The sequence below is a fragment of the Citrobacter sp. CK206 genome (assembly GCF_030333125.1).
In the GTDB taxonomy this organism is placed as follows: Bacteria; Pseudomonadota; Gammaproteobacteria; order Enterobacterales; family Enterobacteriaceae; genus Citrobacter_B; species Citrobacter_B koseri.
In genome coordinates this window covers 205,965-222,836 of the sequence record NZ_JAOWGM010000030.1, presented here as the reverse complement: position 1 = coordinate 222,836, position 16,872 = coordinate 205,965, and the positions used below count along the sequence as shown (strand labels likewise).

General features: G+C 57.7%; 20 protein-coding genes and 1 riboswitch. All 20 genes read right to left on the bottom strand.

Annotated elements, in window-relative coordinates:
• Positions 1 to 8: 8 nt before the first annotated feature.
• Genes cobT through OGX81_RS18185 form a run of 20 tightly spaced genes read right to left on the bottom strand, consistent with a single transcriptional unit; the run spans position 9 to position 16,495 of the window.
• Entirely contained in the window at positions 9 to 1,067 is a 1,059-nt protein-coding gene (gene cobT, locus OGX81_RS18280) for a nicotinate-nucleotide--dimethylbenzimidazole phosphoribosyltransferase (RefSeq protein WP_047462767.1), read from the bottom strand.
• Positions 1,068 to 1,092: 25 nt separating this feature from the next.
• Positions 1,093 to 1,836: an adenosylcobinamide-GDP ribazoletransferase gene (gene cobS, locus OGX81_RS18275; protein WP_104868494.1), complete on the bottom strand. Its 744-nt coding sequence runs from the start codon at positions 1,834 to 1,836 to the stop codon at positions 1,093 to 1,095.
• Complete coding sequence (gene cobU, locus OGX81_RS18270) at positions 1,833 to 2,378, bottom strand: bifunctional adenosylcobinamide kinase/adenosylcobinamide-phosphate guanylyltransferase (RefSeq protein WP_012131793.1); 546 nt, start codon at positions 2,376 to 2,378, stop codon at positions 1,833 to 1,835. The genes cobS and cobU overlap by 4 nt, the downstream gene beginning before the upstream one ends.
• Positions 2,375 to 3,895 carry a cobyric acid synthase gene (locus OGX81_RS18265; protein WP_104868493.1) on the bottom strand — a complete coding sequence of 507 codons (1,521 nt, stop codon included), beginning with the start codon at positions 3,893 to 3,895 and terminating at the stop codon, positions 2,375 to 2,377. The genes cobU and OGX81_RS18265 overlap by 4 nt, the downstream gene beginning before the upstream one ends.
• Positions 3,892 to 4,707: an energy-coupling factor ABC transporter ATP-binding protein gene (locus OGX81_RS18260; protein WP_012131791.1), complete on the bottom strand. Its 816-nt coding sequence runs from the start codon at positions 4,705 to 4,707 to the stop codon at positions 3,892 to 3,894. Before OGX81_RS18260 ends, OGX81_RS18265 begins: the two co-directional genes overlap by 4 nt.
• A gap of 8 nt (positions 4,708 to 4,715) precedes the next feature.
• The gene (locus tag OGX81_RS18255) at positions 4,716 to 5,393 is read right to left on the bottom strand and encodes an energy-coupling factor ABC transporter transmembrane protein (protein WP_047462753.1); all 678 of its coding nucleotides are present in this window, start codon (positions 5,391 to 5,393) and stop codon (positions 4,716 to 4,718) included.
• Positions 5,380 to 5,661, bottom strand: coding sequence for an energy-coupling factor ABC transporter substrate-binding protein (locus OGX81_RS18250; protein ID WP_012131789.1), 282 nt, complete (start codon positions 5,659 to 5,661; stop codon positions 5,380 to 5,382). The genes OGX81_RS18255 and OGX81_RS18250 overlap by 14 nt, the downstream gene beginning before the upstream one ends.
• Position 5,662: 1 nt before the next feature.
• Positions 5,663 to 6,400, bottom strand: a complete 738-nt coding sequence (cbiM, locus tag OGX81_RS18245; RefSeq protein ID WP_012131788.1) for a cobalt ECF transporter S component CbiM — start codon at positions 6,398 to 6,400, stop codon at positions 5,663 to 5,665.
• Positions 6,397 to 7,110, bottom strand: a complete 714-nt coding sequence (locus OGX81_RS18240) for a cobalt-factor II C(20)-methyltransferase (protein WP_104868491.1) — start codon at positions 7,108 to 7,110, stop codon at positions 6,397 to 6,399. The genes cbiM and OGX81_RS18240 overlap by 4 nt, the downstream gene beginning before the upstream one ends.
• Positions 7,107 to 7,901, bottom strand: a complete 795-nt coding sequence (gene cbiK / locus OGX81_RS18235; protein ID WP_012131786.1) for a sirohydrochlorin cobaltochelatase — start codon at positions 7,899 to 7,901, stop codon at positions 7,107 to 7,109. Before cbiK ends, OGX81_RS18240 begins: the two co-directional genes overlap by 4 nt.
• Before the next feature lie 10 nt (positions 7,902 to 7,911).
• The gene (locus tag OGX81_RS18230; protein ID WP_012131785.1) at positions 7,912 to 8,697 is read right to left on the bottom strand and encodes a cobalt-precorrin-6A reductase; all 786 of its coding nucleotides are present in this window, start codon (positions 8,695 to 8,697) and stop codon (positions 7,912 to 7,914) included.
• Entirely contained in the window at positions 8,694 to 9,419 is a 726-nt protein-coding gene (locus OGX81_RS18225) for a precorrin-3B C(17)-methyltransferase (RefSeq protein ID WP_012131784.1), read from the bottom strand. The genes OGX81_RS18230 and OGX81_RS18225 overlap by 4 nt, the downstream gene beginning before the upstream one ends.
• Positions 9,419 to 10,474 carry a cobalt-precorrin 5A hydrolase gene (cbiG, locus tag OGX81_RS18220; protein ID WP_047462746.1) on the bottom strand — a complete coding sequence of 352 codons (1,056 nt, stop codon included), beginning with the start codon at positions 10,472 to 10,474 and terminating at the stop codon, positions 9,419 to 9,421. The genes OGX81_RS18225 and cbiG overlap by 1 nt, the downstream gene beginning before the upstream one ends.
• The gene (locus OGX81_RS18215) at positions 10,455 to 11,228 is read right to left on the bottom strand and encodes a cobalt-precorrin-4 methyltransferase (RefSeq protein ID WP_104868490.1); all 774 of its coding nucleotides are present in this window, start codon (positions 11,226 to 11,228) and stop codon (positions 10,455 to 10,457) included. The genes cbiG and OGX81_RS18215 overlap by 20 nt, the downstream gene beginning before the upstream one ends.
• Positions 11,221 to 11,790: a decarboxylating cobalt-precorrin-6B (C(15))-methyltransferase gene (locus OGX81_RS18210; RefSeq protein ID WP_047462740.1), complete on the bottom strand. Its 570-nt coding sequence runs from the start codon at positions 11,788 to 11,790 to the stop codon at positions 11,221 to 11,223. Before OGX81_RS18210 ends, OGX81_RS18215 begins: the two co-directional genes overlap by 8 nt.
• On the bottom strand, positions 11,780 to 12,385 hold the full coding sequence (locus tag OGX81_RS18205) for a cobalt-precorrin-7 (C(5))-methyltransferase (RefSeq protein WP_047462737.1): 606 nt from the start codon (positions 12,383 to 12,385) through the stop codon (positions 11,780 to 11,782). The genes OGX81_RS18210 and OGX81_RS18205 overlap by 11 nt, the downstream gene beginning before the upstream one ends.
• Positions 12,379 to 13,518: a cobalt-precorrin-5B (C(1))-methyltransferase CbiD gene (gene cbiD / locus OGX81_RS18200; RefSeq protein ID WP_012131779.1), complete on the bottom strand. Its 1,140-nt coding sequence runs from the start codon at positions 13,516 to 13,518 to the stop codon at positions 12,379 to 12,381. The genes OGX81_RS18205 and cbiD overlap by 7 nt, the downstream gene beginning before the upstream one ends.
• Positions 13,515 to 14,147, bottom strand: a complete 633-nt coding sequence (locus OGX81_RS18195) for a cobalt-precorrin-8 methylmutase (RefSeq protein WP_012131778.1) — start codon at positions 14,145 to 14,147, stop codon at positions 13,515 to 13,517. The genes cbiD and OGX81_RS18195 overlap by 4 nt, the downstream gene beginning before the upstream one ends.
• A 12-nt stretch (positions 14,148 to 14,159) precedes the next feature.
• Complete coding sequence (gene cbiB / locus OGX81_RS18190) at positions 14,160 to 15,119, bottom strand: adenosylcobinamide-phosphate synthase CbiB (protein WP_047462732.1); 960 nt, start codon at positions 15,117 to 15,119, stop codon at positions 14,160 to 14,162.
• Positions 15,116 to 16,495, bottom strand: coding sequence for a cobyrinic acid a,c-diamide synthase CobB (locus OGX81_RS18185; RefSeq protein ID WP_104868489.1), 1,380 nt, complete (start codon positions 16,493 to 16,495; stop codon positions 15,116 to 15,118). Before OGX81_RS18185 ends, cbiB begins: the two co-directional genes overlap by 4 nt.
• A gap of 99 nt (positions 16,496 to 16,594) precedes the next feature.
• A riboswitch (cobalamin riboswitch) is annotated at positions 16,595 to 16,768 on the bottom strand.
• Between the last annotated feature and the right edge of the window lie 104 nt (positions 16,769 to 16,872).

Below are 16,872 nucleotides of genomic sequence, written 5' to 3'. Positions count from 1 at the left end.
GCTTATCTTTATTTACCATCCGGCAGGACAATATTACTTGCCGCCAGTTGCCCCATGTTGCGGTACATCGCGCAGGCGGCTTCAACGATGGGCATTGCCAGCGCTGCGCCGCTGCCTTCGCCAAGACGCATTCCCATATGCAGATACGGCTCCAGCTCCAGGTGCTCCAGCGCAATCCGCGCGCCCTTCTCTGCCGAGAAATGCGACGGAATCAGATACGGTTTAATTTCCGGCGCAATCTGACACGCCGCCAGCGCCGCAGAATAGGAGAGAAAACCATCCAGCACAACCGGCAATCCACATGACGCGGCGCCCAGCATCACGCCCGCCATACCGACCAGGTCAAAACCGCCCACCTTCGCCAGCACCTCAACGCCATCACGCGGATCGGGCCGGTTCACCGCAATGGCGCGGCGCACAACCTCAACTTTATTGCCAATTCTGGAGAGCGGAAGATTCGCGCCAATCCCCACCACATCTTCGGCATCGCTACCGGTCAGTACACTCACAATCGCCGCCGCAGGGGTGGTATTCGCCATTCCCAGTTCGCCAACGCCAAACAGCGTCACGCCGCTTTGCGCCAGTTCGCGGGTGTAGCGCATCACTTCCAGCAGCAGTTCTTCGGCCTGAACGCGGCTCATCGCCGGGCCTGTCGCAATATTCCCGCACCCACGCGCCACGCGCATATTCACCACGCCGGGGATCGGGTCGGCATCAATCCCGACGTCAATCACATGGACTTTTGCCCCGGCCTGAGCAGCCAGTACGCAAACACCGGTTGTTCCCTGCGTCATGTTGGCCGCCTGAATGGCGGTGACAACTTTCGGCGAGACCGCAACCCCTTCATCCCACACGCCATGATCGGCGCACATCACCAGCATCGCCTTCTTACCGACATGCGGAGTGCCGTTGAGACCGGGCATCCCCGCTAACTGTACGGCCAGCGCTTCCAGGCGCCCGAGGCTGCCCGGCGGTTTGAGCAAGCCGTCGATGTGCTGCCGGGCGTGCGCCATTGCGTCGCTGTCCGGTTTGGGAATGTCACGGAGTAAAGAGGTTAACGTCTGCATAAGGGTTCTCATCGTGTTGGCTGGCTCACAGCAGAGCCAGCAGGAAGATCAACTCGCCAAGTTCAATCGCCGCACCCAGCGTATCGCCGGTTTGCCCACCCAACGTGCGTTTTAATAATTGCCCAAGAATAAAAATTGCCGCCAGAGTGGCCACCAGCGCAGCGACCCCGCGCATCCCCGGCATGAGTATCGCCGCGAGAATAGCGGTTAATCCCAGCGTAACGCAGGTTTGTCGCCCGGTAACTTTGCCGATAAACACGTTGCCCAGCCCTTCTTCACGGGCATAGCGATGACGATACATCAGCAATACGGCGACACCGCGCCCCGCCGCGCAGGCCATCGCCAGCGCCGCCAGCATCGGCGTGCCTCTCAGCGCCAGTTCGCTAATCACCAGCACTTTCGCCAGCAGGACAAAAATCAACGCCAGCCCGCCGTGGGTGCCCAGGCGGCTGTCACGCATAATTTCCAGCATCCGCTCCCGGCGGCGGGCGGAAAAAATACCGTCACAGGTATCCGCCAGACCGTCGAGGTGAAAACCGCCGGTCAGCAGCGCCAGCGTCAAAACGCAAAACAGGGCCGCCAGTGGAATGCCGCACCAGGACTGAAGCGCCACAAACACCAGGCCGCCAATCGCGCCCAGCAGCATGCCGATTAGCGGGAATGTCACAATACCGCGGGAATACTCCTCAAAATCCAGCCCCTGAGACCAACGGGTCGGAACAGGCAAACGCGAAATAAAAGCGAGCATCGCCCAGAACAACTTACTCATTTAATTTTGACTCCAATACCCGATACCACCAGCCAGACCTCATCCGCCGCCGCAGCCAGACGCTGATTGACCCGCCCGGCGATGTCGCGAAAATGTCGCGCCAGACGATTTTCCGGGACAATGCCCATGCCCACCTCATTGGTCACCAGAACCACCTGAGCCGGACAGCGCTGACAGGCGTCGATCAACGTGCGAATTTCGTCTTCAATCGCCTGCTCCATCGCCGCGTAATCCCAGTTGTCCGGGTCCGTATCGCCGCCCATCGCGAACAATAAATTGGTCACCATGGTCGTGATACACTCCAGCAGAATGGCCTCTTCGGGGGCGTTATCTGGCGTAATCAGCGCATCAAGATGCCGCCAGCATTCCGCTGTCCGCCAGTGCGGCGGTCTGCCATCCCGATGGTGCTGAATCCGCGCCGCCATCTCCTCGTCAAAAATCTGCGACGTGGCGATGTACAGCACCTGCGGCGAATCCGCGATTAACGCCTCCGCATGGCGGCTTTTCCCGCTGCGCGCGCCGCCGGTCACCAGAATCATCATACGGGCTCCCGGTGCTGCTGCATGATGGTATAAATTTTCTCAATATCGATGTGTTGTCGCATCGCATCCGCCAGCAGATCAAACTGCTGCGATTTATATTGCGCGTAATGGAAGGCGTGATCCAGCGGCGTCAGCCCCTTACGCACGCGCAGGCCATTGACCAGCGCCCGCGTAAACGCATCGCTGTCGAACAAGCCATGAAGATAGGTGCCAAAGACCAGTCCGTCGTCCGTTACCGCGCCGTCAGCGATAGCGTTTTCGCCTTTGCGTAACGTCATGGCTGGCTGGCATTGTGCATTCAGTGTCGTCTCGCCCATATGAATTTCATACCCGCGCACCGCCAGGCCAGACGCCGCCGCCAGCCATCCCGGCAGCGCAGAGGCCATCTGCCCTTCAACCTGCGTGGTGGTTTTATCCTGCGCGAAGTGCGTGACGGTATTAAGCAGACCAAGACCGGGAAGCGTGCCCAACCCGGACTCCACCTCATCAATAATGGTGTCGCCCAGCATCTGATAGCCGCCACAGATGCCTGCCACCGGTACGCCCTGACGATGCGCCTGCAACACGCCATGCGCCATTGCGCTTTCACGCAGCCAGACCAGATCGCCAAGCGTATTTTTGCTGCCCGGCAGAATTATCAGGTCCGCGCCCGCCAGTTCTTCAGGATGGCGCACATAGCGCACGCGAACATCCGGCTGCGCCGCCAGCGCGTTGAAATCGGTGAAATTCGAGATGTGCGGCACCTGAACAACGGCAATGTCGATATCACGCCTATCGGTACGCAGGTATTTGCCTTTTTGCAGCGCCACGCCATCCTCATCTTCAAGATCGACCTCCAGCCAGGGCATCACGCCCAGAACCGGCACGCCGGTCAGCGCTTCAATTTGTTCAATGCCGGAGTAGAGCAGCGTCACATCACCGCGAAACTTATTGATGATCACCCCTTTCACTCTGGCGCGTTCACTATCATGCAGCAGCGCCAGCGTACCGTAGATAGAGGCAAAAACGCCGCCGCGATCGATATCCGCCACCAGAATGACCGGGCATTGCGCCATTTCCGCCATCCCCATATTGACGATGTCGCGGTCACGCAGGTTTATTTCCGCCGGGCTACCGGCGCCCTCCAGCACCAGAACGTCATATTCTTGCGCCAGGCTATTGTAAACCGTGAGGATCTGCTCACGCAGACGCGGCTTATATTCATGGTAGCTAACCGCGTCCATATCGGTGGCGACTTTGCCCATCAACACCACCTGCGCTTTCCGATCGCTGGTCGGTTTCAGCAGGACCGGATTCATCCGCACATCCGGCGAAATCCCCGCCGCTTCCGCCTGGAAAATCTGCGCGCGTCCCATCTCTTTGCCGTCCGGCGTGATGCCGGAATTCAGCGCCATATTCTGTGACTTAAATGGCGCCGTGCGCAGGCCATCCTGATAAAAGATGCGGCACAGCCCCGCCACCAGCACACTTTTACCTACATCTGATGCCGTTCCCTGCAACATTACTGCCTGCGTCATGACGCCTCCTTCAGCGCGTTCTCTCGCATACGCCCAAAAAATTCTTCTTCCGTTTTACACAGCGGCAACCCCAGTTGCGCATGCAGTTTGACCAGCCACGGTTGCGTCAGCCCGGCTTGTTCGATCAGTTCAGTGCGTGCAAACACCTCCCCCGGTTCACCGTATGCCAGTACCTCGCCACGGCGCAGCACGTAAACGGCATCGCTGACTTCATAAATGAGATCAATATCATGGCTGGAAATAACCACATGATTCCCCTGCGCCACAATCCGCTTGATGATCGCAATCATCTGCGTGCGCCCGGCAGGATCAAGCCCGGCAGTGGGTTCATCCAGCAGCAGGTAGCGGGCCTGCAACACCATCGCGCCCGCAATCGCCACGCGTTTTTTTTGCCCGTGACTTAAACACTGGATCGGCTGATGACGGAAATGCTGCGCATCAACCAGGGTCAACGCATCGTCCACGCGGCGGGCAATCTCATCCTCAGCCACACCTAGATTTCGCAGACTAAAAGCGATATCGCTGTCGATATCGGTATAAAAAATTTGTTGATCGGGGTCCTGAAAAACGGTTGCCACCTGTTGGCGCAGCGCCAGCAGCCCGCGCTTACTGTAATCCAGCGCTTTTCCCTGCCACAAAACCTCGCCTTTTTGCGGGCGCAGTAAACCGCTCAGGTTCATAAATAGCGTCGATTTTCCGCAGCCGTTCGCGCCCACCAGCCCGGTAACCGCATGGGGGGAGAAATCCAGCGTTAGCCCCTTGAGCACCTGCTCATCCTGATAGCGAAACCAGAGACCGGAGGTGGCAAGCATACGAATCCTTACAGGTGAAAATCACCCTGATACAGTTTGATATCAAGCACGGTGGTCATTTGCTGATAGCGGATAAGCACACGCGTAAACAGCAAACCCACCAGCATTGCCAGAGAACGATAGCCTTTCGGCAAACTACGATAGCCAAAACGCAGCGTTTGCGCGCGATGAATGGCCAGCGCTTCGTCTAACAGGATAAAAATAAAGCGCCATGTCAGCAGGATCTGCTCGGTCAGCAGCCGTGGCACATGCGCGCGCTTAAGCAAAATAATCAGTTGCGGAAACGGCAGATTCAACACCAGCCAGAACGTCGCCGCCAGTGCGCTCAGGCTGCGCCAGAAGGTTTCATTGGCGGTATTCAACCCTGACGAAGTCACCCCCAGCCAGTAATCGCCAACCGGAACGCTTGCCAGTAACGAGTGAGGATCGCGGCTCACGCTGAATAAAATCGTCACCACGCCCACGCTTAAAAAACCAAACGGTATCGCCATCCAGCGACACCAGCGCCAGAACGAAATCCGCAGCAGCCAGCAGCTCAGCCCGGCGATGAGCGCCAGTTCAATACCCTGCCCCAAAGGAGGCAGGGTAAAGGCCAGAATCATCATCAGCAACCAGAGCAAAAACTTACGCACCGGCGTAACATGAAGCCAGCGGCTCTGGTAGCTGAGTCGATCAAGCCCGGTCATCACGGCGCTGTCTGCCTTTGCTGTAACCGAGAATATAGAAAATCACCGCCGCGCCAAGCGAACCTTGCAGCGTAAACAGCAGGCTTTCAATTTCACCGCTGGCCGGTTCATACAATGGCTGGAACCACGGTTCATAGTGCGGCGCCACCACCTGGATCTGGCTTTCCGCTTCGCCGTCAGAGCCACCGAACTCACCGCCATGATCGATAAAAAACGGCAGGATCACCAGGGCAATCACCATAGCTAACAATATCAGCGTCTTTTTCATCTTAATGTCCTTGTGCGGTAATCAACCGGCGTTTGGTCAACTGGTCGTAAATCATGACGGTCAGCAGCCCCTCCGCGATCGCAATGGGGATCTGCGTCAGGCAGAAAATCCCCATAAATTTAATCACTGAACCCATTGCCCCAGCCTGCGGGTCCGGGAACGCCACCCCAAGCTGCACCGACGTCACGAAGTACGTCACCAGATCCGCCAGCATGGCGCAAAGAAAGACGCCGACATCGCGGCGCAGCCCGGCGCGGCAGGCCATTTGCCATACCAGATACCCGACAACGGGGCCGATAACCGCCATCGACATCCCGTTCGCACCCAGCGTGGTCAGGCCGCCATGCGCCAGCAGCAGCGCCTGAAACAGCAGCACAATCGCCCCGAGGATCGCCACAACGCCTGGGCCAAATAAAATCACCGCAAGCCCTACCCCTGTCGGGTGCGAGCAACTACCTGTAACAGAAGGAATTTTCAGCGCCGACAGCACGAAGATAAACGCCCCGCACAATGCCAGCAGCACCTTCTGGTTGTTATCTTCCTGCACGATACGGCGCAGGCGCACCAGTCCGTACCACAGGCACGGTAAAAACAGCACCCACCAGGCCAGCGCCCACATCGGCGGCAGGAATCCCTCCATGATATGCATGGCGAACGCCTGTTCCGGGACAACCATCAGCAATAACGCCGCAGCTAACCCGCTGAAAGACAGCTGTTTTAGCTGTTGTTCAAGTTTCATTCTGCATACTCCCACTGTTTGTTGACCAGAATGGTCGAAAAATAGGGCAGCGGCTGCTCGTCGCTGACCTCATTCAGGTGACGCCAGTACTGCTCACCGGGCAGCGTGGCTTCTGCCATCATCAGGGCGCACTCCAGCAAACCTTCCTGTTGCAGCAATGCTTTAATACGCGCGAAGCGACCGTAGACCTTCATCAGCACCAGACTGTCATGCTGTCTTAACGCCTGCTGAATTGTTTCTTCCGCCGCGGTGCAGGAGATCACCGCCAGCGATTGTTGTTCCATCGCCAGCGGCGTTTTTGCGCGGGCGGCAATGGCGGCAAACGAGGTGACGCCAGGAACGATTTCCAGCCACGCCGGGTTGCCGATCCGCTGGAGTAAAAAGACCCAGGTGCTGAACAGCATGGCATCGCCGAGGGTGATGAACCCCACCTGTTTACCCGCCTCCACTTCCTGAACCAGCGCTGCGGCCACCTCATTCCAGACGGCTTCTTTTTCCGCGCTGTCAGCGCTCATTGGAAAGTGGCAGCAGCGGACTTCCGTCTGCTCACCCAGATATTCACTCACAATAGAGAGCGCCAGACTGTCGCCGCCTTTGCGCCCTGCCGGAGCGTAGAGGATATCGAGCGAGCCAAGTATTCGCGCCGCGCGCACGGTGATCAGATCGGCTGCGCCCGGCCCGGTGCTTAACGCATACAGCTTTCCGCTCATGCCGCTTCCTCCATGGCCGTATTCAGCGCCTGTTGCAGATGCGCCACGAACATGGCGCGTACCGCCGGATTCTCCCCCAGACCGCTCAGCCACGGCGTCGCCGGGATGCCTGCGGCGTTGAACTGCGTTTTCCAGGAGTCCTCTTCATCGGAAGCCATATCGTTAATGGCATGATCGCCGGCGACAAGCATCAGCGGCATCAGATGCACCGCCGTTACGCCTTCCTGACGTAAGCTCCCGATGAGAATATCCACCTCCGGGTAACTCTCAACCGCTCCCACACGCGCCGGAAAACGCTGCGCCGTCATCATATGGTCCAGACACGCATAGGCCGCAAACGCGTGGTGGCTGGCGCCGTGCCCCATAAACACCACTTTCTCCGTCGCGCCAAGCGTCGGCATCTGCTGCTGTAAAGCCTGCATCAGCTGCGCGTAATCGGCATGGCTGCTCAACAGCGGCACGCCGAGCGTAAGACGGGTAAATAACGGGCGCAGAGTCTGAACTTCACGCACAATTTTTTCGTATTCGTCGCCGTTAATAATGTGCAGGGACTGAATCGCCACATCCTGATACCCCTGTTCAGCAAGCTTCTGCAATGCCTGAAGCGGCGTATCGATTTCAATGCCGTCACGCTGTTTGAGCTTGCGGATAATCATCCCGGAGGTGAACGCGCGAAACAGATCACGATCCGGGCAGCTGGCTGCCAGATCGCGTTCGCAGGCCACAATGTTCTTCTCACAGGTGTCGTGATAGCTGGTGCCAAAACTCACCACCAGAAGCGCTTTTTTCATCTCTTACTCCTTAAGCAGCGGCCAGCCAGCGCGCCAAACGCTGCGCAAATGCGGCCTGACTTTCCAGTAACTCATCACCCGTTACAAGCGTTGCCGGGCGGGTAATCACGATGCAGGGGATACCGGCATCCAGACAGGGTTGAACTTTTTCCTGATAACCGCCCTCCGCCCCCGATGCTTTTGTCACCACGACATCGGCCTGGCACTGACGGTAAAACGCCGCGTTAAATTCAGCGCTGAACGGCCCGCACAGGGCAAAAATCTCACCAACGCCAAATCCCAGGTCGGCACATTGCTGAATGACCTCAGGAACAGGTAAGACACGGGCCAGCAGTTTTTTGTGCGGCAACCCGGCTCGCCAGGTCGCCAGATCTTTACTTCCGGTCGTTAACAGAACGCGTTCGCCAAAGCGCTGCGCCACATCGCAGGCCTCAGCAATCGTGTGGACATGGTGCAACAGCGGGTGCGTAAGCTCGCTGAGCTGTTCCGGGCGCTGATAGCGGCTCAGCAACACCCCCGCGCGTTCACAGGCGTGCATAATGTTGCGGCTGACGACCTCGGCATACGGGTGCGACGCATCAATGACCCAACGCGTGCGGTGCGCTTTCAGCCAGGCCACCATCTCCTCTGGCTCCAGGCGCCCGCAGCGGATCTGACCTTTAATGTCGCCAGCCAGCTGCTTTCCTGTCGGCGTGGCAACCGACAGGGTGTATGCCACCTTTGCCGCATCCAGTTGCTGACACAGCATCCGGGCATCGCTGGTGCCGCCCATAACCAGCACGTCGCCGTAACTCACAGTACGTAACCTCGCGGCGTGATCATCAGACCATCCTGTACGTAAGTGGCTTTGTTGCCGACAATCACCAGGCTGGTCATATCGACAGGCTCAAAATCCATATCGCCGAGCGTGGTCAGCCATTTTTCCTGCTTTTTACGCCCGGCCGACTTCACCACGCCAACCGGCGTTTGCGCGTTTTTGCTGGCGGACAGCAGTTCAAAAGCACGCGCCAGATGACCTTCACGGCCACGGCTGCGCGGGTTATAGAAACAGATCACGAAGTCTGCTTCTCCGGCGGCGATAATCCGTTTTTCGATGACCGGCCACGGCGTCAGGAGATCGCTCAGGCTGATATGACAGAAATCGTGCATCAACGGCGCGCCCAGCAGGGAGGCCGCCGCGATACTGGCGGTCATGCCGGGGATCAGCCGCACTTCAACATCCAGCTTCTGTTTGCTGACCAGTTCCAGCACCAGCCCAGCCATGCCATAAATCCCCGCATCGCCGCTGCTGATCAGCGCCACATTGTGTCCGGCCTGCGCCAGTTCAATCGCCGCCTGACAGCGTTCGATCTCTTTGCACATTCCGGTTTTGATCACCTGCTTGTCGCCGGTAAAGGCTTTTACCAGATGGGTGTACGTTTTATAGCCAACGACAATTTCCGCCGCCTGTAAGGCTTCTACGGCTTCCATCGTCATCATTGCCTGCGAGCCAGGGCCAATTCCAATTACGCTTAACATCAGTGTGAAACTCCCAAAGTAATAGTGACGCCCTGTTCGCGCAGGGTTTCGCCAGACAGTTTTCCGTGACTTAACAGCCAGGCCGCCGGGCCGGATACGCTGCCCACACCGACGGTTTGCCGCACAAATCTGGAGGCCGGGAAGCGATGTTCATGCTCACGCAACGCGTCAGCGGTAAAGGTTTCAAAGGGAACGCGACAGCAGGAGGCAAGCTGGATTAATCCCTGCTCATCTTTTTTGAGCGAGACGCTGCCAATCGCTTTCAACGCCAGCGGATCAAATTTCTGCGCCTCCAGTTGTCGCGCCAGCAGCGCTGCCAGCAGCGGGAACGGCGTGTCGCGGCGACAGCCGATTCCGGCGACCACCCGCTGCGGCACCAGCTTCCAGTGCCGGACGGGTATTTCTGGCAATTCATTGCGCAAAGTGATGCAAATCAGCGCATCAAGCTCGGGAAGTTGGTGCAGGTCGGTCACAGTGATGAACCCGCGTCGATCGCAGTGACTGACATCGTCTGCCAGCTCCTCATCCCACCACAGCCCGACGCGCTGGTGGCTGACCAGCATCTGGTTGACGATTTTTACCGCCGAGCGGAAATCGGTCATCCGGGCATTGAGCTGAAATGCCAGCGTATCAAGCGCCGCCATATCGTTAACGTCAGTCGCCGTCGTGATAACCGGATCGGCGCCGAGCATGCCCGCCAGATAGCGGGTCAGCGCATTGGCGCCCCCCGCATGACCAGAGAGCAAGCTGATCACATGCTGGCCCCGCTCGTCGATCACCACCACCGCAGGGTCGCTGAATTTGTCGTTTACCAGCGGCGCCAGCACGCGTACCGCGATGCCGGTCGCACCGATAAAAATCAGCGCCGAATAGTTAGCAAACGCATCGCGGGCCGATTGTGCAAATCCGCCTTCGAAGGGCATAAACCCATCTTCCAGCAGTTTCTCACTGGTAAAGCAGGTTAACGGCAGCATCGCCGCCAGCCGCTTCGCAAGCTGTACGCCGCCGGGCGTCAGACAAAACAGGGCTATAGATTCAGGCTTTACGGTATTCATGGCTAAAGTCCGCCGCATAGAGTTTTGAGTAGTGATACTCATCCCCCAGGAAATTCCCGACCAGAATGAGCGCCGTTTTACGGATACCCGCCTCACGTACTTTGTCGCCGATATCCGCCAGCGTGCCGCGCACGGTCTGGCTTTCCGGCCAGGTCGCTTTGTAGATAACCGCCACCGGCGTGGTGATCGGATAGCCGCCTTCAATCAGCCGCTCGGCAACCCGGTGAATACGCTGCACGGAGAGATAAATCGCCATTGACGTCTGGTGGCTGGCGAAGGACTCCAGTTGTTCACGTTCCGGCACCGGAGTACGCCCTTCCAGACGGGTAATGATGAGGCTTTGCGAAACTTCCGGGACGGTATACTCCACCCCCAGTTCCGCAGCAGCGCCGAGAAACGCGCTGACGCCCGGCACCACCTGCCAGTCGATGCCGCGCCGGGTAAGTTCTTCGCCCTGCTCACGCACGGAGCCGTACAGCGACACATCGCCCGTTTGCAGGCGTACGACCGTTTTTCCGGCCTTCACGCCCGCTTCCATCAGGTCAAGAATTTGCTCCAGATGCAGTTCGGCGCTGTCGTGGCACTCAGCGCCTGGCGGGCAATAGTCCAGCAGTTCAGTATTAATCAGCGATCCGGCATAAATAACGACCTGCGCCTGTTGCAACAGGCGATAACCTTTGAGCGTGATCAGTTCACGATCGCCCGGACCTGCGCCGACAAACCATACACAGCGGGGATCAAATGTCTCAGACATGGTTCTCTTCCTTCTGACAGGCGATAACAAAAACAGGATTATTCGGTTTGAAATAGTGGCCATTGCCGAGGGGAGTGAGTGACGACACCTGCACTTGCAGGCAATCCACCTCATGGATGCCAATCTGTGTCAGATATTCCAGCGCAGTATTCAGGTTTTCCTGAAGGATAAAGGTCATCACCAGACGGCCGCCGGGATGCAATTGCCGCATAGCCCAGTCAATCAGCGTCGTCAGATGGCCGCCGCTCCCGCCCATAAACACCGCATCCGCTTTTTCGGTCATCGTCATCGGCGCTTCACCCGGCAGAATGTCGATATTGCCGCAGGCAAAATGCTGGCGGTTTTCATCCAGCAACCGCAGGGCTGCCGGGTTACGTTCAATCGCCGTAACGTGCAGCGAAGGGTGCTGTAACGCCGCCTCTATCGACACACTCCCGGTTCCGGCGCCTACGTCAATCAGATGGCTGGCACGGTGCAAATCAAGTTTTGACAGCGCGAGCGCGCGAACCGCTTCTTTGGTCATCGGCACGTTCTCGCCACGTAGAAAAAGCTCATCTTTCATCAAGGATCACCACTGCGTTCATGTCATAGTCGGCATTGACTTCACTGACGCGCAGCCAGTGAATCCGCTCGTTTTCCATTGCCAGGTTTTCGCCTATCACCATCCAGCGATGCCCCTTGTCGCGCGCCATTAACTGCGTCGCAATTTCTCGCGGCCCGCAGCGGGCATCCGTCACCATCGCGACCTTGCGATGACGCGCCAACTCATCAAAACAGACGCTGCGACCGTGGCTGCTGGTCAGCCACATATCGTTCATATCGATACCCGATTGCGCACACAGATATTGCACTGCGCTGATACCGGGAATAATGCGCACCCGCTCAATGCCAAAATGGGCCACCATGCGCGTCCCGATGCCGTAAAACAGCGGATCGCCGGACGCCAGCACCACGATGCGTTTGTCCTGCTGCCCGGCAATCCAGTTGAGCAATTCCGCAATATTGGCGCCCAGAACAAACTGTTCGCCGGTGAACGCAGGAAACTGCAATAAATGGCGCTTTCCCCCCACCAGCACATCGGCATCCGCCACGGCCTCGCGTGCCGCTGGCGTCATCAAATGCAGCCCTGCCGGCCCCATGCCCACCACCGTTAGCATTGCATCTCCTCCACAATCTCTTCGATCGGGCGATTGCTACCGAGGATCTGGTTATCAAAAGAGAACATGATGGCGTCGCAGGTAGGTGGCGTTTTCGTGAAGCGCAGCATCTGCATCACGCGCATACAGATGCGTTGCGCAAGATGGTTGTAAATATGTTGAAAACCGTATGCTTCAATGTGCTCCATTGCCGCTTCGGTGGTGTCGCAGTCGCTGACCCGAGTCAGTAACTCAAGCGGCGCGCCAAGCAGCGCCAGATGCGCCACCAGGGTTTCCATGCGGGCATCTGCGATGTGGCTGTGAGTGTGGAAAATTCCCGCGGCTATTTTAATCAACTTACCGGGATGGCCGATCAACACGATATGGCGGTATCCCAGACGTACCGCTTCTTCAATCATGTAACCGACGAAATTGCTCATGGTGACGACAACCTGCGTGTCGATACCCATCTGTTCGCGCACAAAACGCTCGCCGTGGTTTCCCGGCACCAGCACAACGCGTTCCAGACCGGCGGCGCGTTTGATTTCCAGCTCCAGCGACAGTGAGCGTTTCCAGCTCTCCTCCGACATCGGAGTGACAATGCCGGTGGTTCCAATGATCGAAATACCGCCCAAAATACCGAGGCGCGCGTTATAGGTTTTCTGCGCCCGTTCTTCCCCCTCCGGGGCAAAAATTTCAATATCCGCTCCCCGCGCCGGGCCTATCGCTTCGCGTACTACAGACTCAATGGTATGACGCGGAGTACGATTAATCGCCGCGCTGCCCACCGGCAGTCCAATTCCCTTACGCGTCACGGTTCCCACGCCTTCTCCGCCCTGCAACGTAATCTCGCCGCTATCGTTCAGCGTTACGCGGGCAAAAATCAGCATTCCGTGCGTGGCATCGACATCATCGCCGCCGTCCTTACGGATCGCGGCAATCGCCTGCCGCCCTTCAATGTGCGGCGACTCGACGTTCAGGCACAATGTCACCCCGGACGGCGTAACGATGGAGACCTGATGAATCAGATGCTGGCGTAACACCATCAACGCGGCGACCTTTGCCGCAGCGGTCGCGCACGATCCGGTGGTATACCCTTTTCGCAACGCTTTGCCGTTGTGCCAGACAGGCGCGTCGAAGGATTGATCGCTCATCGCGCCCCCTGCAAGTAATAGAGCATGGCGTTTACGATCGCGGCGGCGACGTTGCTTCCTCCTTTACGCCCCAGCGCCGCGATAGCTGGCAATGCGCTTTTCGTCAGCGCATCTTTAGACTCCGCCGCCCCGACGAACCCGACCGGTACGCCTACCACGCCGCTCACGGCAACGTCATGCTCAAGCAACCGGAACAGCGCCGTCGGTGCATTGCCGAATACAAACACCTTTTCACTCTCTTCCGTCACGGCGATATCCACCGCCGCCATTGATCGGGTAATCCCCTGCGCTTTTGCTTCCGCCACGACTCGCGGATCGCTGATATAGCAACGGCATTCACCGCCAAACGTCGCCAGCAATGTTTTATTGATGCCGGAAAGCGCCATTGTGGTATCGGTATAGATAATGGATGGGCGACTCAGCGCCGCGCAGAGTCGCTCCAGCGCGTCATCGGAAAACCAGAGAATATCCAGCCAGTCAAAGTCGGCGGTGGTGTGAATCACCCGCTTGATGATCGCTTCGTGAAGCGGGCTGGCAAACTGATATTCCGGGCGTGTCTCGCGAATGATCTCGCCAATGATGTCGAAACTTTTGGCCTCAATCGCCTGGGGCTGCTGAATATATTGCATCGTCTGTTATCCTCAGGCTGCGCCAACCAGCAGGCACCGTACGGCGATAAACAGCGCCAGTGCCAGGGTCGAGGCTACCCACATCAATCGAATCGTTCGGGAAATGTCATCTACTGAAATGCCGCGCTGCGCGTCGCCTATCCAGGGTTTTTCAACACGCTCGCCAAAGTAGTCATTCGGGCCGCCAAGACGAATACCCAGCGCACCAGCAACAGAGGCTTCTGACCACGCGCAGTTAGGACTGCTGTGGTTGTAGCGATCCCGCCAGCCGATATGCAGGGCGCGATAGCCGTCGTAACGACACAACGTCGCGGCAATGCTCAGCAGCAGCCAGCTCAGACGCGCCGGGATAACGTTCGCAATATCATCCAGACGGGCGCTGACCATACCAATGGCGCGATATTTTTCGTGTTTATAGCCAACCATTGAATCGAGGGTATTTACGGCTTTGTACGCCATTGCCAGCGGCGCGCCGCCCAAAAAGAGGAAAAAAAGCGGGGCGATGATGCCATCTACGGTGTTCTCGGCGACCGTTTCCACCACGGCACGATTAACCTGTTCAGGCTGTAACTGTGAGGTATCCCGTCCGACAATCCATGACAGCTTCTCGCGGCTTTCAGCTAAATCGCCCGCCCGCAGCGGGCGTTCAACATCGCGGGCAGCATTCGCAAGACAGCGGCCAGCCAGCACGGTAAAAATCATCCAGATCTCTACCAGCCAGCCAAACCAGGGATGGATCGCGCTCGCCAGCGCCAGCACGCCCCAGGAAACCGCCCACGTCACGCCGACCACCACCAGCCACATCACCGCTCCGCCAATGCGCAGCGATCTGTCGCTATGGCAGTAACGCCGCACAACACGTTGAGTTGCTGAAATTAAATTGCCAATCCAGCGTACCGGATGCGGCCAGTTCTGCGGATCGCCAATAACGAAATCCAGAAGCCAGGCGATACACCACGCAAGCACGGTCATAGCGCCTCCCTTCCTGCCGCCAGCCAGTGGTTCAGCATTGCAGGGCGTTGTGCGAAATGAACGTGAAGGTAGCTTGCAAAGGTATTTCCCACCTGCCAGCCGCCAGACCATTCCTGCAATGTCTTACCATCGCGGACTTTACGGCACGCCATCACCGCCGGGTTTTCCGGGAGAAAATCAGAATAGTGGAACTCATGTCCACGCAGCACTTCGCCTGCCGCCGCCAGCAGCGTTTGCTCTCTGGCCTGCGCTTCGCAGTAGCCAAAGCGGGTCAACCGTTTCCCCATTTTGCTGTGCCCCGGAATCACATCCACCATCCGGTGAATCTCTCCACTAGCGTCCTCCAGGGTACTGCCGAGGTACATCAGCCCGCCGCACTCTGCGTAAATCGCCACGCCGCGCTGATGGGCGGCGCGCATTTGCGCCAGCATTGGGGTGTTCGCCGCCAGCGCGCCGGCGTGTAGCTCGGGGTATCCGCCTCCCAGCCAGATCATCTGGCATTCCGGCAGCGTGCTGTCATGCAGTGGACTGAAACGCGTCATCGTTACGCCAGTACGTTCCAGCAGTTTGATGTTATCGGGATAGTAAAAGTTAAACGCTTCGTCATCCGCGATGGCAACGGTAAGTCCTTTTCCCGCCTGCGGGTCGGGTAACGCCGGCCACTCGCCAGCAGGCAACGCGGTTAGCTGACTCAGGGAAAGAAGCGCATCAATGTCCAGCGTTCGTTCAAGCGTATCGGCAAACTCCTGCCACGGCTGCTGATTAACAACGGACTCACGCGCGGTAATCAGCCCCAGATGACGCTCCGGCAACGCCACGCCTTCCACTCCGGGAACATAGCCAAGCACCGGTAGCGAACAATAGCGTTCAATCGCCGTTTTCAGGAGTTGGTAGTGAGTTTCGCTATTAACGCGATTAACAATCACGCCAGCGATATTGAGGTCAGGATCAAAGTGCTGAAATCCCATTACCGTTGCGGCAATGGAGGTAGAAACGGCTTTACCGTCCACCAGTAAAATCACGGGGCAGCCCAGCTGTTTCGCCATCGCCGCCGTACTACAGTAGTTCGGGTCGGTGCCATAGCCGTCATAGAGTCCCATCACGCCTTCGATCACCGCGACGTCCGCCTGCTGCATGTGTTCACAAAACAGCGCGTTAAGCACGGGCTCCGGGAGCATAAAGCTGTCGAGGTTACGGGACGCACTGCCGCATACTGCCGTATGCCAGCCAGTATCGAGATAATCAGGGCCGACTTTGCATGGCTGAACACGCATTCCACGTCTTTTCAGCAGACTCAGCAGACCAAGCGTGACGGTGGTTTTACCACAGCCGCTTCCGGTTCCTGCGAGAATAAATGCGTGAAGCTTTGCCGCCATACCCTGATCCTGTTCAGGGTGGTAGAGGTATTGTTTAGCTGCGTATTACCCCAGTCTTTCGACTGTACGCTACTGAGCAACCCACTTCCCACCGAAGTTGTTGGTAAATACCGACAGGCAGGTCTTCTGGCTTAGCGTCCTCCTCGCCCGTCCTTCCCAATCTTGCGATCAGTGGTCTTACGGGGTCGTCAGCATCACAGCAGCGGGGGCTACGGGGGATTCTCACCCCCTTCCCTGACACAAATGTGCCAAACCTGTCGGCTGATGTTATGAGCATCACTTTCTCGCTCATAACGACAATTAAATTTTAATTACCTGTTACGCGCCATTATGCCAACGCAATGGTGTAATGACGCCTGTTTTGAATGAAACACTGC